Below are 21,944 nucleotides of genomic sequence, written 5' to 3' on the forward strand. Positions count from 1 at the left end.
AGCCCACAATTTGAAGAAAACCAGCATATTGATGAGGGCGATGGGATAAAAAACATGAAAGAAAAGTGAAAAATACATACCGGGGATGGTGTATTAATTGGCCATCCTATGGCTTGTTTTCAACGGTTAGTTTTTCAGCGAAAACTATGTAGAGATCTATTAAATAACATTATAATGGGTATGAATTAGGAATAAAAAATGCAATGATAATTTACTTCAAGCTAAAGTGGTAAACTTAATAGTATATTTTTTTATGAACATTATATATAAATATAATCAATAAAACAATTAATCATATTCGTTTTATTTCGTAAGTTATTTAAACGCATGATAATGTAGGTTGTTTTTATCGTTGGCATGGTTTATGCAATATATAGTACTTCATAATAGCAACTATGCAGAAAATAAATGAAAATAAGTATATAGGATCGTTCCTGGAGCGATCGGTAAAAAGCTTCACTGCCTTGGATATTGTTTTTCATTATACCCGCCAGCCTAAGGCGCAGGAAACTCCCAAAACTATTTCTCAGTTGTTGGGCAAATGCCAGGATGAAATCACCTGCTGTCTGGAACAACTCGTTGAGCGTAAAATACTGCAGCGAATAAAGAAGAAAGGCGAGAACTGGTATCTTCCCAGCCCCGATGTAAAAAAATCAGAGATACTAAAATTGCTTAAACAGTGTTTGGACGACAAAGATAAAAGAATAAAACTGCTCTCGATGGCCTTAACTGCCATCCGGGAGCAAAAGCCAGTTAAACGGAGAAAAAATAATATGAAAAAATTAGCCAGCCTATTGTTTGGGGCAACGGCTCTGGCCTCTACGGCCTTGGCTGCCCCGGACACCTGCAAAATATTTTTGTGGGACAATGATGCCGGGGAAACCGCCCAGGAAGCCCCGGCGGCGGTCATGGACAGGAATACTAATTCCTGCTATGTCTGGGCCGACCAGCGCGCCGGTGACTGGAACATCTACGGCCGTCTTTGGGGTCGCAAACCGGAAACCCTGTCGGATGCTTACCTGGTGAATAAAAGCGCCAAGGATGGCCGGGACCAAAAAGCGCCGGCTGTGGCCGGCAAAACCGGCGAGTTCGTTTTCGCGGTCTGGCAGGATTCCACTTACGGGGATCCCTACTGGCAGATATACGGCCGCAAGATGGCGCCTGACGGCAAACCCCTGTCCGATGAATTCCGGGTCAACGAAAAACAGATTAAAGGCTCCAAATTCCCCAAGGTGGCCGTCAACGACCACACCCAGGACTTCGTGGTGGTCTGGCAGGACGACCGGGACGGCCAGTTCGATATCTTTGCCCGGCGGTTCACCTATAAATGCGAGCCCGTTACCGGCGATGTCAAGGTCAACGAGGACGGGCTAAAGGTAGGGCACCTCTATCCGGTGGCGAGTTTTACCGACAAGGGCATTGCCGTGGCCTGGCAGGACAACCGGGACGGCATTAAGAAAGCCGACATCTATACCCGTTATTTCACGCCGGACCTTTCGCCGCTGACTGCCAGCGAAAGGGTCAATGACGATGTCGAAGCCTGGCATTACACCCCGGCTATCGCCGCCTCGGACACTGGTTTTTTCACCATCGTCTGGCTGAATTTCAGCAAAAGCGCCAATGGAGATATTTTTGCCCAGCGCTATGACCCTGACGCCAAAAAGATCAATCAGAACATCGCAATCAGCAACACCACAATTACCACGGAAGCCTGCCGGATACCATCGGTAATCATGGGCATTGACAACGTTTCCTTCTGGACCAGCTGGGCCGATTCTTCCAACAGCACCGACAAGTACCAAATCCGGGCCCGGTACTTTGATAAACGCGGGAGCCTTAACACCACAATCAAGGTGGTCAATGAAAATTACGCCAACGGCCAGCGGGCTCCGGATGTCTGCCGCTTTAACGACTGGTTCTCGGTGGCTTGGCTGGATTCCAGCCGGACCAACGGACGGGGGGACATCTTCGGGCAGTATTTTGTCCTGGACCCCAAGAACGAAGATACTCTGAACGCCCAGGGGATAAACTACAATATCACCAAAGACCGGGCCGCCGGACGCAGGATATGGCATCATCCCAAGAAGGATTATGATAATCCAGCAACCTCTGGCTGGAACGAGGATCCCATAGCCGAACCAGAATCTTTGTATATTCCTCTGGATTCGGCTTATGTGCTGGCCCTGGCCGAGCGCAATATCCCCAACCAGATGTTTTTCCAAATCACCGACACCGATACCCTGGAATATACCTGGCGCAAGCAGGGCAAGCTTAACAGCAAAGAATATGATATGTGCCTGCTGGACCTGGGCTATGCCGAGGACGGATCCAGCGCCGGAACAATAGAGGCTGAGCAGCAGGACACCCTGATTAAATTTGCCAATGATATCTCCAAATGCATGCTGGTGACCGGCAATGATTTTGGCGAGATGTACAATAAGGACTCCATTTTTACCTTCTTTGGCTCCAAATACGTAGGGCCGGGCAATCCTATGGCAACCGGCAATATTCAGAAAATAAACGGCAAAGCCGGCACCTTTACCGAAGGGATGAATTTTAATTATCCTTTCCAGCAGACGCCGGATAATTCGGTGGACATAATTGATATCGCGGCAACAGGCTCCCAGCTTATCATGGAAAGCGAAGGGCCTGGGAAGATCATCTACGGGCGGGGAACTTCCTATTCAAGCGATTACAAGGGCGGTAAAGTATCCACCCACAAAAATGTGTATCTTACTTTTCCCATGGGTTCTTTAAGCAACGGAATTTATCCCAGCACGGCTTCGGAACTAACCCGACGCATTTTGGCCTATCAGGGGTTCAATGTGGAGCCGGAGCCGATCGTGGACCTGGTGGATTCGGTTTATACGGGGACCGTTGAAGGAACAGTAGAGTTTTCATGGACAGCGGTTAGCGATGACAATGCGGCCGAAGCCGCGTCAAAGTACTGGCTTAAATACACCAAATATAACGCCGCTGTTCCCGATCTGGGCAAGATGAGCACCGAGGAAGATTTTATTGATACCGGGCTTACTTATTATCAAGCTTGGGCGCCAGCAGCCGTAGACGTCCGTGAGAAAAAAATAGTATATGGCTTTGCCCCCGGCGACACTCTTATTTTCGCGCTTAAGGCCGGGGACGAATCGTCTCCCACCAGGTGGAGCACATTGGGCAACGAGCCGCGAATAGTGGCTACCGGAGATACTGTAACACCGCATACAGTCAGGCTGGGTTACACCTATGGCTGCGTCAATGATTTCTGCAAGAGCGAGCGAATAGGCATCCGCGGCGGTGATACCTTGTTTACCACCTGGGATGCTTCTAATCTATATCTGGGCTACAGTCGCTGTGACTGGCGAACCGCGGGCGATTTGTTCATCTACTTTGACACCAGAACCGGCGGGGCAGACTCTACCTGTACATACAATGCCGGGGATTCCTGTTCAGGATTTGATCCTGCTTTTAGGCCGGATTTCTGCCTGATAATCGAGAACGGCACTACTGCGGTACTGAAGAAGGCCACCGGCAGCAAAACCTGGGAGGATTCCATAGCTTCCTACAGTACTAGTTACCTGTCGCTGGACAGCATCAACAATTACAACTATCTTGAAGTCCGGGTGCTATTTTCCTATTTAACATATACGGTGGGCAACGTCTTTAAATATTTGGTGGTGTGCAACAACGAAACCAGCGAGCATTCCTGGAACGCTTTTCCCACCACCAACCTCATTGGCAAAGGGGCAAAAGCGCCAGTGTCCAAATACGGCGCCTATTACCAGTTCAACAGCCTGGCCGCCGGAGTTTCGCCCCGGGCCGTGGCCCAGCCTTTGGCCATAGAGCTTTCCGAATTTACCTGCCAAAGCGGGAGCGATGGGATAACACTGATCTGGCAGACCGCCAGCGAGCGCAACAATTATGAATGGCTGATAGAGCGCTCGATCAGCCCGGCCGAAGATTTCCAGAATGTAGCCACCATAAGGGCCGAAGAGGGATCGCCAATCGGCAGGAGTTACAGTTATACAGACACGGCGGTATTGCCCAATACCACCTATTACTATCGTCTGGGGGATAAGGATAAAAACAACCAGATAACCTGGCACGGCCCGGTGACGGTAATAAGCGGCGGCCCGGTCTATGACAAACTACAGTTAATGCCCTGCCGTCCCAATCCGGCCTCGGGCGCGGTGAACTTCAGCTATGTCCTTCCCCGGTCCGGCCAGTTCTCGATCAATGTTTACGATATCTGCGGGCGGAGGGTAAACGCCCTGGAGCAGGGGCAGAAACAAAGCGGAGCCTACAATCTGATCTGGAAGGGCGATGACAGTCAGGGAAGGATGTTGCCGGCCGGGGTATATTTTTACCAGCTTAATTTTGAGGGAACCAGTCTTACCCAACGGTTGGTATTGCTTAGATAGTCGAATTTAGGAGATTAAAAAAGGGCGGCCAGAGGGTCGTCCTTTTTTAATCCGTCCGAAACAGCTCAGTTAAAAACAAGCCTGCGGGAGGTGTTTTCTATGAAGCCTTTCCGGAGGTCTTGGGGCAAAGCGTTTTCCATTTGCTTTATTATTTTGCGGGATGTTTCCAGTTCTTTTTTGGCCTGTAATTTATTTTCTTTCAACTCATACAACCGGCTCAGATAATAGCCGGTCTGCCAGGACAGTTCGGGAGATCCTGTTTTCTGGGCCATGCCCGAAGCATCTTTTAAATAGTCCCCGGCTTCCCTGATGTTGCCGGATAGCAAAGCTTTTTGGGCAAATAGCAGATAGATCCGGCCCAAAAGAAATTTATCCTTAAGCTCTTGGGCCAGAATCAGGGATTCGGAAAGCGGCTGAGCCATTTCGCCCGCTTCATTCTTCCGCCTCAACAGGGTTGATAAATTTAAAAGTCCGTAAGCCATCTCCCGCTTGTTTTGGGTCTTCTCGGCCAATCCCAAAAGGCGGTTAACATGTTCTTCGGCGCCTGGAATATCTCCGGTTTCCAGCTTGAACTCCACCAGCGCCCGGGCCGCAGCCAAAATTATCTCGGGGTCTCGCACTTTACGGGCTTCGTCAAGAGATTCGTTGATGTTTTTATCAGCCTGTTCCAGTTGACCCAAATTGTGGTAGAGCGCGCCAAGGTTGGCTTTTATATAGGCCTGCATGCGGGGGTCCCCGATCTTGGCCGCCAGTTCTGCCGCTCGGATAAGCTCATTCAGGGAGTCCGGGTATTTGCCCTGCAGGGCCAGGTCTAGGCCCAGATTCCGTCGAATCTCCACTTCGTTGTTGCAGTCATCGATTCCTTGTGAGATTTTCAGGGCGGTGGTATGCTTCTCTATCGCAGCAGTAGCATCGCCCCAGATCTGCTGGAGGGAACCGATGTTGCTGTAGATGCTCATCTGCTGGGCGATCTCTCCAATCTCTTTGGCAGATTTTAAAGCCTGATCATAATAGTCATGGGCAGCCAGATAGTTTCCCAGAACAAATTGAATGTTTCCCATATTAAAACCAGCCAAAGATTCTGTCCTCCGATCGCCGATTTTTTTTGCGGTTTCTAAAGCTATAGTAAAGTGATTGTGAGCCGCGTCAGTTTCTCCCAATATTAGTAATGGATTTCCAATATTGTTGTTTTGTAATGCGATTCCTTCGGCATAGTTGATGGCGGTTGATAATTCAATAGCGGAACGATAGTGCTCGATGGCCTTAGGAATTTCACCGGTTAGTTCGAATGCTTTCCCCAGGCTGCCATGGACTTGGGCGGTTTCCTTATCATTTTTTAATATTTGATAGATGGACAAGGCCTTGGTAAAATAAGTTATGGCTTCTTCGGTTTTGCCTCCCCGTAAAAATATCTGCCCATTATTGATGAGCACCCTAGCTGTGATCAACTCATCCCCTTTGCTTTCGGCCTGGGTTAAAACGCTGTCCAGTGTCTCTCGGGCCTTATCAACCTGTCCAAGCATATCGTGAATGATGCCCGCTTCCAATAAATACTTCCATTCGGCCCGTGTTTCCTTTTCCCGTTGGGCTATTTTGGCGGCGGTAATGAAATTCTTAAGCGCCTGGTCCCGCCGGCCGGTCAGCCGGAAAATGGCGCCCTGGGCGCCAAGCAGCTCGGCAGTCTCCAATAGGTTGGGTCGGCTTTCCTTGAGCAGCTTGACAACCTCCAGACCCTTGCGGTAGAACTCCACCGCTTCGGGGTTGGCATACAGTCGCCGGGCCTTGTCTCCGGCCCGATGCAGGCAGTTGACCGCCTTGTCGCGGTCCTTGCTATAGTAATAGTGGTGGGCCAGATCTTCGTAGTGGGAATAGAGGTCCTTCTGGTAATCCCGTTCTATGGACTGGGCGGCCTTGCCGTGCAGTTCACTGCGCCGTCCCTTGAGCAGGGTGGAGTAGGCCGCCTCGTGGGTGGTGGTGGAGTGAAATTCGTAGGTCCTTTTTCCCTCCAAGAGCTTGGAATATAAAAGCCCTTCAAAATGCTCAAGGTTGTCCAGCAAGGGCTGGATCTGTTCCGGGTTCTGTCCCGAGAGTCTGCCCAGCAAACGGCTGTCGAACTCCTTTCCGATCACTGCGGCATACTGCAGGGTGCGGCGCAGCTCCTCGGATAGCTTATCAATCCTGCCCAGCACCATGGCGGCCACTGTATTGGGAAGAGAGATCTTTTCAAAACGCTTGGAGGCCTGCAGGCTGGGGCCGTCCCTTTTCACCAGGCGGCGGGATAGCAGGTTGCGGATGGTTTCTTCGATGAACAGGGGGTTGCCCTCGGTCCGTTCCCCGATCTTTTTTAGAACCTCATCGCTGACATCCTGGACCTGAGTTAGGCCGGAGACCATCTGTAAGGTTTCACGGATATCCAGTTTTTTCAGCACCAGGCTCAGGCAGTTGGGCCGGGCAATGAAGGGCAGGGCCAGCTCCGGGCGGTAATCGCAGCAGACCAGAACCGGCTGTTTTTCCAGATCATTAACCAGATGCTCCAGCAGCTCCAGGGTGATGGTGTCGGCCCAATGCAGGTCCTCAAAAGCCAAAACCAGCGGCTGTTTGGCGGCGGTTTTGGAATAAAGCATGGAGAAGGCCTCAAAGGTTTTCCGCTTGCGCTTTTCGGGGTCCAGTGTCTCGGCCTCGGGATAAGGCAGCCCCAGCAGCGAACCCAGATATGGCTCGAAGTCCAGCAGGTCCAGTGATTGAAGGCAGGACTGGAGATTTTCGGCCTTTTTGGGGCCGGGGTCGGATTCGGTGATCCCGGTCAAAACATTCAGCTGCCGCAGGAACGGCAGGTAGGCCATTCCCGAAGCGTAGGAGTAGCATTTGCCCTTGATGAATTTAAAGTTCTCCCCCCGGGTCAAAAGCTCCAGTTCCTTGGCCAGGCGCGATTTTCCCAGCCCCGGCTCGCCGGTGATGGCCACGATCTGTCCGTTTCCAGATTTGGCCATTTGAACCGACTGCCGGATGCCGTCCATCTCGGCCTGGCGGCCCACCATTTTGATGGAGCCGGAGCGCAGGGCCCCGGCCTTTTCTTCAGCTTCCACCCGCCCCAGTATCAGATAAACGTTCTGGGGTTTTGATTTCCCCTTGACCATCACCGGCTTCAATTTTTTGAGTCGGATCTTCCCCTTGACTTGGCGGTAAGTGTTTTCGCCGATCACGCATTCTCGGGCATTGGCCACTTTCTCCAGCCGGGCCGCCAGGTTGACGTTGTCGCCGATCACGGTGTATTCCATTCTTTCCCGGGAACCCACGTTCAGGGCCACCACCTCCCCGGAGTTAAGGCCGATGCTCATGGCCAGGTTCATTTTCCTCTCCCGGCTGAAACGGTCCATGGCCTCCAGCATTTCGATGGCCGCCAGACAGGCCCGGAGTGGGTCGTCTTCATGGACCACCGGCGCACCGAACAGCACCATCAAGGCGTCGCCCATGAACTTGTCGATATGCCCGCCGTAGCGGGAGGCGATCTCCACCATCCGGTCGAAATAGTCGTTGACCACCTCCACCACCTGCTCCGGGTCCATGGTCTCGGACATGGAGGTGAAGCCGGAAAGGTCCCCGAACAAAATGGTCACCGGTCTCCGCTCACCTTCTACCTGGCTGCCCTCGGGATTCAAAAGGATCTTGTCGATGATCCGGCGGGGCAGGTAGCGCTCGATGGAACTGACGATCTTTTCCACCTGATCCAGCCGGACAAACACCTGCTGTTCCTGCTGGTCCGCGGGAACGACCCCGCTCTTGCGGGTGATCTGATCCAGCCGTTCCAGTATTTTAGAGACCAGTTCCGTTTGCTCCATATTTCCGCTCTCCCATTACCGTTTGGATGATTTTTTCCCGCTGCGGCGTTCATCCTGCTCTATAGCCAGCATCAGTTTTTTCATCTGGAATTCCTGGCTGGCAAAGTGGTCCTCCAGCTTCTGGCACCAAGCCTGGATCCGGTCGGTCAGCTCCAGGGCCTGCTCATCGCTGATCAAACCTTCGTTCCGGGCGTCCAGGATTTTGTTCATCAGCTTGGGCCCGAATTCTAAATCGCTTTTACGGTGCAGCTTTTCCAGCACCCGGATCATCTCCAGATAGTGCCGGTAGCTGGAGCCGTCATTGTGGGCCGCCGTCTCAGGGTTTACGGTCTCTTCAGAATTAGTGGGCATGGTCTTAAAATAAATGTTTAGGAATGGGCTTACCGGCTTGACAGGAGCGGAGACTTTTGATATGCTATGACATTAAAGAAACGGCCCAAAGACCTCAAGCCGGCGCAAGGTTTTTAAATTTTTCGTCGGTGGAGCGAAGACGGCCCAAGGCCACCTTCAACAGGGCCGCCAGAATCTTGGAAGTGATGCCGGGATCGGTCAAAAGCATCTGGTCAAAGACCTTTTTGGTGATCACCACCAGTTCGGCGTCCTCCGTTATCCTGGCGGTGGCCGAGCGGGGCTGGGCGTCCACCAGGGACATTTCGCCGAAAAAACTGCCGGGGTTCAAAGCCGCCAAAAGCAGATCGTCCTTGCCGGGAACCGATTTGTAAATGCCCACCTGCCCGGAATGGATCAAATACATCACCTCGCCCGGCGTGCCCTCAAAAAACAGAGTCCGGCCCTGGCGGTAACTGCGCAGGAAAATAAGCTTGGCTATCCGCTCCAGTTCCTCCGGGGTCAGCGAAGAAAAAAGATGGTTATTGATCAGGGCTTCGATGATCTGGGACATTTTAGGGAACTCCTTGGTTTTTAATATTCTGTGGATCCGGATAAATTCAATATTTCATCAAACAGGAGGGGGAAATGAGCTCCATCACCAATCTCAGGGACTTTCTGCTGTTTCAGGAACTGGCCGAAGACGAGATGCTGCGCCTGACCCAGCTTTTTTCCACCGAGGCCGAGGATTTTATGCCCGGAGCCATCATCTGCCAGAAGAACGCCCCCGGCGACAGCATGTACCTGATCAAGAGCGGCAAGGTTCAGATCAGCCTGCCCACCGATCAGGGCGACGTGGTGCTGGCCGAGCTGGGGCCGGGAAAGTTTTTCGGCGAAATGTCCCTGCTGGACAAGGCCCCCCGTTCGGCCAATGTCAATGCGGTGGAGAGCACCGAGCTGTATATCCTGACCCGCAAGCACATCGCTTTTCTGATGGACAAGGAGTCCAGGATTGCGGCCAAGATGATGCTGGCCATGTCCCGGATCCTTTCGGCCCGGATCAGGGTCATGGACGATCGGATCCAGGATTCTTTCGCCAAGGAATAGTCCCGTTTACCGGCCAGAATAAATCCCGGTCGGTCAGTTCCAGTTTCCCGGCCAACTCCAGGGAATAGTCCAGCCGGCACATCTTGTCCGCGCCGTGTCCGTCCGAGCCCAGCGAAAATTTCAATCCGGCCTCTTTGGCCATCGCAGCCAGCTTATAATCCGGTGCCAGCCACCGGGAGCTGATCTCGATGGCCAAAGTGCATTTCAGGGCCAGCGCTACTAATTTCATCCGCCAGCCGCTGGTGATGGCATCCTTCTGTTCCCGGAAATTGCAGGGCAGCAGGCCGGGGTGGGCCAGGATATCAAAAGAATATTTTTGAGACTGACGCTCGATTATTTCCAGCATCTCAGCTAGCAGCAGATCCAGATCCACTCGGGTAATTTTAGGATCAAAAAAATCAACCGTTCCCACCGAATGCACGCCGCCAATCAGATAATGGCAGCGTTTAAGACTCTGACGCGAAACCGGAATATCCCGCCCCAAGTCCAGCTCCACCGCCCGGTAGGCCGGAAGGTCTTGAATAGCCGTAAAATATTTTTCAAACCGGGCCTCGCTGTCCAACTGAAAATTCCCGGGGCCGCAATGATCGGCCAGGCCCACCCGGTATCCCTTGTCCGAAGCAATCTGCAAAACCTCTTGGGGCGAAAGCCGGCCGTCGGAAAAAACGGTGTGGGTATGTAAGTCGGCGATTGTTTTAAGCATGCAATATTTAATGATAAGTCTAAATCAGGCCAAAGTCAACAAAATATGCGTAATTTTTGCTTGTTTTTTTCAGCGGTTTGGATTATCCTATAGCGTGATGACTTTTTTTGATTTCATAAAGATACTGCTGTTATGGCCGTTCTCCCTGATGTACGGAATGGTTTTGCTTGTGCGCCGGGCTTTTTATCTCTTTGGCTTTGCCAAAATCCAACAGGCCGGGATTCCGGTGATCTCGGTGGGAAACATCGCGGCGGGCGGCACCGGGAAAACTCCATTCGCGATATGCCTCTCCCAGATGCTTATGAACAGGGGGCTTACCGTGGCCGTAATTTCCCGGGGCTATAAAAGGAGGGTCGGAACGGCCGGTTCCGGGATCACGGTGGTCAGCGACGGTTTGAATGTCAAATGTACGACGGCGGAAGCTGGCGATGAGCCGTTTTTGATGGCCTCGCGCCTGCTGGGGACTAAAGAGAAACCGGGCGCATTGGTCATCGTTGGCAAGGATCGGGCGGCCGGGGCCAAGAAGGCCGTGGAGCTGGGCGCGCAGGTCATCATCCTGGATGACGGGTTCCAGCACTTGCGGCTGAAGCGGGACCTGGATATCGTTCTGCTGGACAGCCAACGGCCTTTTGACAACGGCTGGCTGCTGCCGGCCGGGAGGCTGCGGGAGCCGAAGAGCGCGCTGCGCCGGGCGGAGGTTATAGCGCTTACCAGATGCGGGGCTGAAAAGCAGAAAGCGGAAAGCAGAAGGCGGAAAATCAAAAACAAGAGCGGGAAAGCAGAAATATTTGAGACCCGGCACAGGACAGGGCAGCCGTATGGATTTGTTGACAGGTCCGCACCGGACAGGGAAATGCTGAAGAATACCAGAATCCTTTTGTTTTCGGGGATCGCCAGGCCGGAGTCCTTTGAACAAAGCGTCAGGCAGGCCGGGCTTTCTTTTACAACCCATCTGAAATATTCCGATCACCATCACTATTCTCAGGACCAACTGAAGCAGATCGCCGGGAAAGCCCGAGGATACGACTTCCTGTTTACCACGGAAAAAGACACAGTCAGGCTTCCGCCCGATATTGATTTCGGCAAACCGTTGTTTGTCCTGCCGGTGGAGATAGAATTTTTGGATGAAGACCAGAAACAAAAGTTTGAACAGATAGTGCTGGATAAGGTTAAAATAAAATGACTTTGGAAGAATACCAAAAACTGCCCAGCGAAAAGCTATACGGCCTGATTGCCGAACTGAAGCGGCAAAAGGATGCAGTCTTCTTGGTGCACAATTACCAAACATTGGACGTGCAGGAGATCGCTGACTTTTTGGGCGATTCCCTGGCCCTGGCCCAGGCGGCTGTCCGGACCAAGGCCGGAATCATAGTTTTCTGCGGGGTGCATTTTATGGCCGAAAGCGCCAAGATTCTGAACCCCGGCAAAAAAGTGCTGATGCCCGATGTGAAGGCCGGCTGCCCCATGGCCGACATGATAACGGCCGAGGCCCTGATAGCAGCCAAAAAACAGCATGACGATCCGATAGTGGTGGCCTATGTCAACAGCTCGGCGGCGGTGAAGGCCCAGAGCCACATTTGCTGCACTTCTTCCAATGCGGTCAAGGTAGTGAAGTCGCTGTCCCGCGACAAACAGGTGCTGTTCGTGCCCGATAAGAATCTGGGCTCCTATGCCGCCAAAGTATCGGGCTGCCGGCTGATCCTGTGGCCGGGATATTGTTTTGTGCACAACCGCTTCACCGTGGAAGACGTGAAAGCCGCCAGAGAAGAGTATCCCGGATCCCGGCTGATAGTACATCCCGAGTGCAGTCCGAAAGTGGTCGAACTGGCCGACGAAGCGGCCTCCACTTCGGGAATGGTCAAAGCAGTCGGGGAGCAAGCCGGAGTTAACGAGTGGATAATAGGGACCGAGATGGGCCTGGTGGACCAGCTAAGCCAAAGCCATCCCGATAAAGGGATATATCCGCTGGCCCGGCATGCGGTATGCCGGAACATGAAAATGACCACACTGGCCAAGATAGCCTGGGTATTGGAGCACGAAGAAAACGAGATCCGCCTGTCGGAGGAAATGGCCGAAAAAGCCAGGGAGTCTTTGGAAAGGATGCTGGCGGTTTAAAGTCAAGCAAATCCCATACCTCCTGCATTTACATCTTGACTTAAGCCCCGTTTTTTGATAAACTTATAATCTGTTTGATTTTATCCGGGCCTGTAGCGCAGTTTTGGTAGCGCGCCTGACTGGCAGTCAGGAGGTCAGGGGTTCGATTCCCCTCAGGTCCACCAGACTTCGTCCGCATATGCGGATAAAGTCTGGCACGCCAGATTTAACGGGCCATAACCATGCTTGTCGGTTTTACAAAAACCGGTCAACAATTCAATTCAACAAGCGTAAGATATTTAGACATCCAGGGCACAAATATCAACGCTTGTACTCATATTTTTATCCGGAGGATAGTATGCCCAGAATAATCAAATGGCTGCTTTGGGCCCTGGTCGTAGTGGCGCTGTATGCTTCCCTGAAAATAGTCCTGCCCTACATTCGTTTTGCCGACATCAAGGGCAAGATGCGGGAAGCGGTGCTGGCGGCGGCCATGGAAACCGACGAAAGCATTGCCCGCAAGCTGGCCGAGAATGCCTTGGACGACAACCTCCCATTGGCCGGAGACTATTTTTACCAGGTAACGGGAGAAGACGGGAAGAAGTTTGTCTATCAGCCCGAGACCGAGGAACAAAAAAATGAATATCAGACTCTGGCCCGGCAGTATTTTCTGGAACACATGACCCGCAGTCCCCAGGGGCTGGAGATAGCCATCAGCTATCAGCAGGAGATATATTTCCCCTTCAATCTTTATACCCATAAGATCTCTTTTGAACATAAAGAGGGCGGAACTCAGCTACGGTAGCCTTACATAACGGCCTTAACCGGCAGGTGCTGGTGCTTAACCAGAACTATGAACCGCTCTCGGTCTGCAACGCCCGCCGGGCCCTACTGATGCTTTACCGCCAGAAGGCCGGGGTGGTGGAACAGAGCGAGCATCTGGTGCGGAGCCTGCGCCTAAAATTTATTGTGCCCAGCGTGGTGCGGCTCAATAGCTACATCAAACGGCCCCGACAAAACGTGAGGTTAAGCAAACAAAACATCATTCGCCGGGACAACCGGACCTGTCAGTATTGCGGCGCCACCCAGGGCTCCATGACCGCCGATCATGTCATTCCCAAAAGCCAGGGCGGGGAGGACAGCTGGGAAAACCTGGTCTGCGCCTGCCTGGCTTGCAATAACAAAAAAGGAGACCGCAGTTTAAACCAGGTAAAGATGAGCCTGCTGCGCCGGCCTAAAAATCCCCATTATATCACTTTCATCCAATATCATCTGGGGCTGCCGGATCAGCGGTGGCGGCCCTACCTGTTTTTGGGCAACAACCGGTAAATAGAGATTTAAAACATTGGCGCTTTGCCGGAATAAAATAATACTGTCGACCTTGGCCATTATTTTGGGCGGGGCGTTGTTTTTTCCCTCCGGGGAGGCGGCCAAAGCTCAAAACGCCAAGGCTTCCAAAACCTCTAAAGGGCGGCATTCGGTGGTTTATATGCCCAAGCCCACCGGAGACATCCAGGACGATCTGGATAAGTTGTTCGATCAGAAGCTTCCCCGGCTGGGCCGGTGGGGCATAGCGGTGATGGACCTGGAAAGCGGGGACATCATCTACCAGCATAATTCGCAAAGCAAGTTCATCCCGGCCTCCAACGCCAAATTATTCACCACTGCGGCGGCTTTGGAACAGCTGGGCCCGAACTATTCCTACCAGACCGAGATCTTTGCTTTGGGCGAGATAGATTCCTCCGGGGTGCTGCACGGGGACTTGATCGTCAAGGGTTCGGGAGATCCCACCATCAGCGAGCTGGCTTTGCTGGAAGAATGGGCCGACAGCCTGAAGTCTCAGGGGATCACGGCGGTGGAGGGAGACATAATCGGGGACGAGGGGAATTTTGTGCCCCAGAAGATAGTTTCCATGGTGCCCCGGGCCACCAACAAGCTGGTCAAATCTAAAAAACGGATGGCCTGGCAAATCTCCGGGCTTTCCTACCGCGATAACCTGGTGGCGGTCACCATTTCCGGGGGACAGCTGGGCAAACCCTTAAGGGTTTCCACCGATCCCCCCATGACCGTCAAGATAAAAAACCTCAGCCGCACCGTCAAGGGCAGCAGCAGCACCGTCACCCGCCGGGTCAAGGACAAGAGCGGCAAGATGGTCGCCAAGACGCGCAAGGTTTACAATGTCGGCAAGGCCTACGCCAGTTTTGACGGCGAAGCTCTGAAAATCACCGGGAAGCTAGCCCAGGGCTCCAGCAAAAGGTTTTTATTCGTGGCCAAGGATCCTCAGGGCCACTTTGCCCGGGTGTTCGCCGCGGTGCTGAAGAACAAGGGGATCGAAGTTTCGGGCCAGGGCCTGGCCCTGACCGACAAGCCATTAGCCCTGAAACAGCAGGCCGAGTTGATCTACGCCAATTATTCGCCTCCACTTTCCGAGATCATCAAGATCATCAACAAAAATAGCCACAACCTGTATGCCGAGGCCCTGCTTAACACCATCGGCTCCGAGATGGGCGGCGAAGGCAGCCACCAGCAAGGCTCGCTGTCCGAACGGACGATCACCGAGCAGATGGGCCTGGGAACCATTGATCTTTACGACGGCTCCGGCCTCTCCCGGTTGAACACGGTTTCCCCCCAGCAGGTGGTCAACCTGCTTAAATTCATGTCCAATCAGCCTTACTGGGAGGCGTTTTATAATTCTTTGGCCATAGGGGGAATTGACGGAACCCTGACCAGACGGCTTTCCGGTCCCAAGGTCTCGGGCCGGGTCTACGCCAAAACCGGCTCCATCGGCGGGGTTTCGGCCCTGTCCGGCTACCTGACCGCCAAAAACGGAAAGATGTTTGCCTTCTCTATCATGGTCAACAATATCTACCGGGCTAAGCTGGCCCGCCGGATCGAGGATTACATCTGCCAGATGCTGGTGGAATACCTGGGATAAAATTACCACGGCGGTATCATAATAAATCAACTAAACAGGAGGAATAATGCCCATGCTTAAAATGTATTTTAATTTTAAGGACGTGTTCCGGGCGGCCCGGCTGGGTTTTTCGCCCAAAAAGATCTGGGCTTTCTTCTGCGGCCTGCTGTTGGGCCTGGCCATTTACAATCTGTTCAGCTATACGGCCCATGCCGCAGCCGGCCGTTCTCTGGCCGACGCCTGGGCCATGTTCGGTCTGCTGCCCCTGCCCGGGCCGGATTTTTGCTGGGCCGCCTGGATCCTCTGGTTTTTGGGCGCGGCCGGACTGGGGATAACCTACCTGCTGACCTCGGCCGTGGTGACCAGGATCACCGCTGAACAGCTCTCGGGCAACGAATTTTATGAGATCAAGGAAGCGGTCGGTTTTGTAAAGCAGAGCTGGAAAGCTGTGCTGGGCGCGCCGCTGGTGATAGTCTCTTTTATCTCCTTCCTGGTTTTGGGCGGGCTGGGGCTGGGGCTGTGGGGACGGATCCCCTATTTGGGCGAGCTGACGGTCTCGGCCCTGGCCATCCCAATTTATCTGGTCTGCCTGTTTATGGTCTTTTTGCTGGTGGCCCTGCTGGTGGCCCTGTGGTATTCCCCGATAGTGGCCGGAGCCGCCAAGAGCGACGCCTTTGACAATCTTTTTGAAATATTCTCCGCCATGACTTCTCAGCCCTGGAGGTTATTGGTCTATAGCGGACTGCTTAAAATGGTATGTTTTGCCGGATTCGTCACGTTTGGGCTGTTTACTATTGGTGCAATGATGATCGCGTTCCGTACTCTGGGATTCGCAATGGGGGAGAAGTTCGTTAATATTGCGATTGCTGGTTTTAACTCATATACACCGGGGTGGGTAGTGAACATCTTGATAAAACTTAGCGGAGGATGCGGCCCCTGCCAATTCCTGCTCATGGTTCCCGACCTTGACCGGGCCGGGCAGGTTTCGGCCTTTTTCATCGGCATGTCCATCAATGCCGTTCGTCTGCTGCTGCTGTCGTATCTGATGTCCTCCTGGGTGGTTGGCCAGACCATCATCTACGGGATAATCGTGATGAAGCGCGATGATAGGAACATATTCGAACGCCAGGAGGAAAAGGAAGCCGAAGCATGTCCGCCGGTGGAAGAAGAAAAAAAACATAAGATCGTGAAGATAGTTAAAAAAGCCGGGGCCGGTAAAAAACTGGCCAAGGCCAGGAAGTAAATTTACGGCCAGAAAAGACAATCAAAAGCCCCGCATTCTGCGGGGCTTTTGCTGTTACGAGAAAATATTTTAAGAATCCGATTAACAAACCTGTTCAGGAACATTTTTGGACAAGGCTGAAATATAGTTTGCAAGCATTATTCCAGATCAAATGTTACGGCATGGTGGTGTCGCCGACAGCTTTGACGATATATGGAACGGTCCACATCCGGGCCGAGTACTCGGCGGTACTGTCGCCGAACAGGGTCGATCCCAGGATCACGTCCAAGCAGGCGTGGCGCAACGCCGGGAAGGCCAGGATGCTGTCCGAGTATAGGGTCCAGGTTTTGGTGAAGACGAACTTCTCGCCTGTGACGCGCTCCAACGGCTCGCGAATGTGATTGGACCAACCGGCCGAATGCCAGATCCGGCGATGAAGGAAGGCCCAGGTCGAGTCCGCGCCCGACGAGATCCTGGTGTAGACCGTGGCCGTTACCGTGGCGCCGGGTTCGAAGATGGGCATCTGGTCGCGGCGCAGGGTCTGGCCGTAGAGGCTGCCGATGAAAGTAACGTTGGGCCGCTCGCCGCCCGTGCCCGTTATTTTGACACTGTCAATGTAGACGATGATCTGAGGATTGACAGTTGCAATTTCCAGCGGGGAGGCGCCCCAGAAATACCAGTGGTCGTTCCACTTCTTCAGCCAGACGTAGCGCACGCCGTGGTCGTTGATGGCCCGGCTGAAGGTGTCGAGCAGGAGGTTAGGCGTGTTGTCAACCACGAACCGGCCGGTGTAGTCGGAGGAAATGGTGACCGTGGCGAAGGTGTTGTTCGAGTCGTAGGCAATGGAAATCGTGCGCTCGACAGGAGTATTAATCCGCCGACGCCAGCGGACATAGTACGGGAAGGTGTCGGATTTGGCGTCGCTTTTGGCGAACCCGGCCGTGCCGTCATCGCCGTAATTGTCAGACGTGGCGTACCCGTTGGTGTTCAACACGGTCGTGATGGCCGCGTCGTCGTCAACGGCCGTTTCCTCGGACGTGGTGGGATTCTTGCTGCAACCGAAGAATGCCAGCCCCAATCCCACAGCCAGCAGGATGGCGAGGGTAAATAGTTTTTTCAAGGTTTTTCTCCTAAAAATGTTGATAGGTTGTGGTTTGTTGTTATACATTATTAGAGTCTTGGCAGAGCAGTATGGTTCCCGAAAAAACAGAAAAAGCCCCGTCTTTTTCGCCATGAAAAACGCTCCCCGATAAAAGCGTTTTTGTTTCCACGAGCCTATTCTACCAGCTGACATACACCTTGATGCCGTCGCCGCCGATCACCTGGCCGTTCAGCAAGGCTTTGACATATATTAGTCCCTCGACCTGCGCCGTCAGCGGCCAGCCGGCCGTGAATAAGCCCGTGGACTGATCAATGTTTCCGAAATTGGGCGAGAGCGACGCTCGAGACCACAATAATGTAATTCCCGGCGGCTCGTTGCCGCCGTTGTCTCGTACTATTGCTTTGAAGGGATATTTCTCGCCGCTGGACAGATACAAGGGGCGCTGGACGGCATCAATGTGGACATAATAACGTGAGACCGAGATGCCGGCAATCCCCTTGCCGCCACCTTGGTCCGGGGACACGAGGGCGATTACCGCTCCTAACTGAGGAGTAGTGCCGGCGGTGAACAGGCCATTCGGCGTGATGGTCCCGACCCCGGGAGGGTATACTTTCCAAGCGATCCGGACATCGGCGCGCGGCGCTCCGTCAGGACCGGTCACTGTAGCCGTGAACTGCTGGGTCGCGCCCGGCAGCAGCCGGGCGGCCGGAGGATCAATTTTGACCCGCAGCGGCTGGCCGGGCTTGATCCGGATGGAGGCGGCCGCCTGGCCCTGGCCGAATTGGGGCGGAAGCGCGGCCACGACTTTTCCCTGACCGGCTTTCTGTCCGGCGGTGAATAGGCCTTGGGGAGAAATCTCTCCCAGTTTTTCCGGGATCACCTTCCACACCCAGTAGGGCGGGGTAACCGGGTTGCCGCTATTGTCAAAGGCCGCGGCGGTAAACTCCAGCGACCGACCCGGCTCCAGCGCCGATTGCCGGGGTTTTACCTTGACGGTATAACGCTGGATTTTTTCTTCCACTATTACCAGTGATTTAGCGGTTCCCGTTCCGGTTTCGTTTTTGGCCGATACCTTGATCATTCCCACGCCCGGTTTTTTGCCGGCGGTGAAATTTCCGGAGCCATCTATGGTCCCCAGACCGGATGGTTCCACCTGGAATTCAACTGCCGCCGCCACCGGGTTGCCGTCCCGGTCATTGACCGAGACCGAAAATACTACGTTTTCACCGGGCTTTAAATTTACCTTGGCCGGGGTCATCTCCACCATCAGTTTTTGAGGCTTCGGCTTCGCCCCCACTGTTATTTTGGCCTGTCCCATTCCTTTGAATTTGTCGGACCTGGCCAGGGCCACTATCCGCCCGGTCCCCTGATTTAAAGAGGTAAAATTTCCGTTCTGGTCTATGGTTCCCAGGCCGGCCGGTACCACCTGCCAGGAAATGACGGCGGCTGTCGCCGGTTCGCCGTCCAAATGGCTGATCTCGGCCGAAAATTGTTCGGCGGTTCCCGGTTCCAACCGGGCCGAGCCTGGGCTTACTTTGACGGTCAACCCCTCGGCTTTGCCGCCTACGATTTTGATCAGGGCGTGGCCCAAAAGCCTTTTATCGCCGTCCCGTATCGCGGCCCGCACAATCCCCTGCCCGGCCGAGCTTCCGGCGGTAAAAAGTCCTTTATCATCCATGGTCCCCAAAGACGGCGGAAGCACCTGCCAAAGTATGGCCGCCTGTTCCTGGCCCGGCACCGAGAACCGGATCGCGCCTCCAGGTATAACTTCGGCCGGGTTGGGCGATACTTCCAGTTGCTGGGCCAGGGCTATTCCTGTAACAGCGGCCAAAAGTAAAATTATTAGATTGATTTTTTTCATGAGCGTTCCTCCAGCAGGTAAAAGCTCCAGCTTTTATTGGCCTCCCGCCCCGCCGGGTCGGTTAAAGACACCAGCACCACGTGCTGGCCGGGCGCCAGGCTTTGGGGGGCGATGGTCAGATAATCTTCCTTAATTTGGTACTGGGTGGAAGCCAGGGGCTGGCCGTCAATGGTTACCTTTATGTGATCGCGGCCTTGAGCTGCGGGGTAAAACGAGGCCACGATATTAATATCCCGGCTCTCGGCCACATCCCGGTCCCCGGGCCAGACCGGATATATTTGGCAGGGCTCGCCGGCCGTCGGAGCAACGGCGGCAATGTTTTTCTTGAGTCTACCGGGAACATTACCGGGAACCGCCCTCGGATTAGGATTTTGGATTACAGCCTGAGGAGCAAAAACATTTTCCGGCGCCGGTGCCCGCAAGAACAGCAACAGTATAGCAATTATCATCAGGGCCGAGGCAGCCAAAGAAAGCCGGGCCGGCTGCAGTAAGAAAAATTTCGGTCTGGCTTCAGCCCGGTTTATTCTGGCCCATAGTTTGGCCTGAAAATAGGGAGGAAGCTCAGCGCTGGGCTGGCTCCGCAGAAGCGATTCCAGCTCGCTTTGCCCCGATACCAGAGCCCGGCAGTCCGGGCATTCCCGGATATGGCTCTGGGCCTGGGGCGGCAAAGCAAGGCCGGGGTTCTCCCGGAAAAATATTTCAATTTGCTGACAGTTCATTTTTTCCCCCCTGATTATTGGCGACGTTCAAGCCGCTAAGCTTTTGAGCCAGGATCTGGCGGCCCCGCCACAAACGCGATTTTACGGTGCCCGGAGAACAGTCCAATATTTTGGCGATATCGTCGCAGGCCTGGTCCTCAAAATAATACAGCGCCACCGTTTCTTTGAATTCCGCCGGCAGTCCGGCCACCGCCTGCCGGACGATTCTTTCCTGGGATAATTTCTCGATATTTTCCATCTGTTCCAGGGCTTTAGGGTCGGACGCTTCTTCTTCGGGCATCCTTTCGCCCAGGCCAAAGAACGATCTTACTTTTTGTTTCCTTAAATGTCTGCGGTGATGGTTGACGGCTATCCGGTAAAGCCAGGTAAAAAAATTTGATTCGCCCCGAAATTTGGAGTACTCTTTATAAGCGATCAGGAAAACTTCCTGGGCCAGGTCCTGGGCCAAATCATAATCGCCCGTCAAACGAAAGAGCAAATTAAAAAGCCGCTTATCGTACTTCTGGACTATCCGGTCAAATTCTATCTTGCTGTTTTCGGTCATATTGTATAAGTTAGAGCCGTTTTAACCGCCTAAAGTTCCCGGATAGGGTCACAATTTAAATACCAAGACTAATTCAAGCATAACGCGTTCAATCAACTGGGCTTGACGTTCAATTTTCATGATCTTTTTCCGGGTATCAATCGTTTGGCGGGAATAAGCGGCGATATCGTTAGCTATTCCTTTGGCTGTCATGTAGTTAGCGTCATCCGAAGGCATTGATTTGATCAAAAATTTTACCTCGGATGCCGCCGCTCTTGCCTCAGGCAATATCTTATCCATGGCCGGAAAATCGAATCCGCCGGAGTTGTTTTTTAAAGCCAGATAGCTCTGTCTGGCGAATAAAAACTGCTGCTTGGCCAGCAAGAGCTGGCTTGAGGCCAGCTCTTTGATCCGGATCAGGTGCTGCAGCAGCTCGGCCAGTTTTGGCTCAATAAGGTCGCAGGAAGAATTTATCTCCCGTAAGGCGGCCAGGCCGGGGGATGCTTTGGCCTTTAAAACATTAAGCCGGGCCAAAATCTTTTCAGCATCATGCCCGGGAGCGGCCGGATATCTATCCAATCCGGTTTGGAGCCTTTCCACGATCTCCAGAATCCCGGCTTCGGCTGCCTGGTATCTTTGCGCCAATATTTCGATCTGGTCTTGCAGCTCCCCGGCTTGAGCGCTTAAACCCGCCTGGCCGGAATCGCTTTCCACCCTGGCGGCCAAAACCATAGTCTGGCGCAGGCGCCGCTCCATCCGTTGTTGAATCAGCTTGAACTTCCGCCGGTTTTGATAGGCCTGGCGTTCAATGTCCCGACTTTGGTTGTAAAGTTTATCGGTCCCTTGTTTTTTCCTTTCCAGATATTTGGCGCTCTCCCATAATTTCTCCTGGCTTTTTACGATTTGATGCAACCCCGTCATCAGGCTTTTGGCGGACTGGCGCAGCTCTTGGAACATCTGGTGGGACCAGCACTCCCACCGGTTTTCCTTTTGGGGGTTAAAGCCCGATTCGGCGGGGTCCCGGCCTCTCCGCAAAAAAGACTGCCTAAACGCCGCCAGCCGGATCATTTTTCCCCGGTGCCCGGGATCGGAAACCTCCACCAGGCCTTCCTCCACCG

The 21,944-nt window shown here is 53.4% G+C and carries 17 protein-coding genes and 1 tRNA gene; 9 read left to right on the forward strand and 9 right to left on the reverse strand.

The window, feature by feature from the left end; translation table 11 throughout:
- Positions 1–395: 395 nt before the first annotated feature.
- Positions 396–4,415, forward strand: coding sequence for a T9SS type A sorting domain-containing protein (locus tag HY768_05815; GenBank protein MBI4726725.1), 4,020 nt, complete (start codon positions 396–398; stop codon positions 4,413–4,415).
- Between the two features lie 65 nt (positions 4,416–4,480).
- Here the strand turns inward: HY768_05815 and HY768_05820 are convergent, their stop codons facing one another.
- The 3 genes from HY768_05820 to HY768_05830 form a co-directional block, all read right to left on the reverse strand.
- Entirely contained in the window at positions 4,481–8,254 is a 3,774-nt protein-coding gene (locus tag HY768_05820; GenBank protein ID MBI4726726.1) for a tetratricopeptide repeat protein, read from the reverse strand.
- A gap of 15 nt (positions 8,255–8,269) precedes the next feature.
- Positions 8,270–8,605 carry a hypothetical protein gene (locus tag HY768_05825; GenBank protein MBI4726727.1) on the reverse strand — a complete coding sequence of 112 codons (336 nt, stop codon included), beginning with the start codon at positions 8,603–8,605 and terminating at the stop codon, positions 8,270–8,272.
- Between the two features lie 94 nt (positions 8,606–8,699).
- Complete coding sequence (locus HY768_05830) at positions 8,700–9,155, reverse strand: cyclic nucleotide-binding domain-containing protein (protein MBI4726728.1); 456 nt, start codon at positions 9,153–9,155, stop codon at positions 8,700–8,702.
- 74 nt (positions 9,156–9,229) lie between these two features.
- Here HY768_05830 and HY768_05835 point away from each other — a divergent pair, with 74 nt between their 5' ends.
- Complete coding sequence (locus tag HY768_05835; protein ID MBI4726729.1) at positions 9,230–9,688, forward strand: cyclic nucleotide-binding domain-containing protein; 459 nt, start codon at positions 9,230–9,232, stop codon at positions 9,686–9,688.
- Here HY768_05835 and HY768_05840 read toward each other — a convergent pair.
- A complete protein-coding gene (locus HY768_05840) occupies positions 9,648–10,391 on the reverse strand; it encodes a hypothetical protein (protein MBI4726730.1) in 744 nt (247 codons plus the stop codon). The genes HY768_05835 and HY768_05840 overlap by 41 nt on opposite strands.
- A gap of 94 nt (positions 10,392–10,485) precedes the next feature.
- Here HY768_05840 and lpxK point away from each other — a divergent pair, with 94 nt between their 5' ends.
- The 7 genes from lpxK (at position 10,486) to HY768_05875 (ending at position 16,642) form a co-directional block, all read left to right on the forward strand.
- The gene (lpxK, locus tag HY768_05845) at positions 10,486–11,574 is read left to right on the forward strand and encodes a tetraacyldisaccharide 4'-kinase (protein ID MBI4726731.1); all 1,089 of its coding nucleotides are present in this window, start codon (positions 10,486–10,488) and stop codon (positions 11,572–11,574) included.
- Complete coding sequence (nadA, locus tag HY768_05850; protein ID MBI4726732.1) at positions 11,571–12,506, forward strand: quinolinate synthase NadA; 936 nt, start codon at positions 11,571–11,573, stop codon at positions 12,504–12,506. The genes lpxK and nadA overlap by 4 nt, the downstream gene beginning before the upstream one ends.
- An 86-nt stretch (positions 12,507–12,592) precedes the next feature.
- A tRNA-Ala gene (locus HY768_05855) sits at positions 12,593–12,670 on the forward strand.
- A gap of 173 nt (positions 12,671–12,843) precedes the next feature.
- Positions 12,844–13,290 carry a hypothetical protein gene (locus HY768_05860; protein MBI4726733.1) on the forward strand — a complete coding sequence of 149 codons (447 nt, stop codon included), beginning with the start codon at positions 12,844–12,846 and terminating at the stop codon, positions 13,288–13,290.
- An 89-nt stretch (positions 13,291–13,379) separates the two neighbouring features.
- Positions 13,380–13,814 carry an HNH endonuclease gene (locus tag HY768_05865; protein MBI4726734.1) on the forward strand — a complete coding sequence of 145 codons (435 nt, stop codon included), beginning with the start codon at positions 13,380–13,382 and terminating at the stop codon, positions 13,812–13,814.
- A gap of 16 nt (positions 13,815–13,830) precedes the next feature.
- Entirely contained in the window at positions 13,831–15,420 is a 1,590-nt protein-coding gene (gene dacB, locus HY768_05870) for a D-alanyl-D-alanine carboxypeptidase/D-alanyl-D-alanine-endopeptidase (GenBank protein ID MBI4726735.1), read from the forward strand.
- A gap of 46 nt (positions 15,421–15,466) precedes the next feature.
- Positions 15,467–16,642 (forward strand): hypothetical protein, encoded by a 1,176-nt coding sequence (locus HY768_05875; GenBank protein MBI4726736.1) that lies wholly within the window; start codon positions 15,467–15,469, stop codon positions 16,640–16,642.
- Positions 16,643–16,796: 154 nt separating this feature from the next.
- Here HY768_05875 and HY768_05880 read toward each other — a convergent pair whose 3' ends face one another.
- The 5 genes from HY768_05880 to HY768_05900 all read right to left on the reverse strand — a co-directional run.
- The gene (locus tag HY768_05880; protein ID MBI4726737.1) at positions 16,797–17,855 is read right to left on the reverse strand and encodes a hypothetical protein; all 1,059 of its coding nucleotides are present in this window, start codon (positions 17,853–17,855) and stop codon (positions 16,797–16,799) included.
- Between the two features lie 46 nt (positions 17,856–17,901).
- Positions 17,902–19,584, reverse strand: coding sequence for a hypothetical protein (locus HY768_05885; protein MBI4726738.1), 1,683 nt, complete (start codon positions 19,582–19,584; stop codon positions 17,902–17,904).
- Positions 19,581–20,303 carry a hypothetical protein gene (locus HY768_05890; protein ID MBI4726739.1) on the reverse strand — a complete coding sequence of 241 codons (723 nt, stop codon included), beginning with the start codon at positions 20,301–20,303 and terminating at the stop codon, positions 19,581–19,583. The genes HY768_05885 and HY768_05890 overlap by 4 nt, the downstream gene beginning before the upstream one ends.
- Complete coding sequence (locus HY768_05895) at positions 20,284–20,847, reverse strand: sigma-70 family RNA polymerase sigma factor (GenBank protein MBI4726740.1); 564 nt, start codon at positions 20,845–20,847, stop codon at positions 20,284–20,286. The genes HY768_05890 and HY768_05895 overlap by 20 nt, the downstream gene beginning before the upstream one ends.
- A 48-nt stretch (positions 20,848–20,895) precedes the next feature.
- A partial coding sequence (locus HY768_05900) for a hypothetical protein (GenBank protein ID MBI4726741.1) occupies positions 20,896–21,944 on the reverse strand: 1,049 nt, incomplete at its 5' end.

This window comes from candidate division TA06 bacterium (genome assembly GCA_016208585.1).
Taxonomy (GTDB): domain Bacteria; phylum Edwardsbacteria; class AC1; order AC1; family EtOH8; genus UBA5202.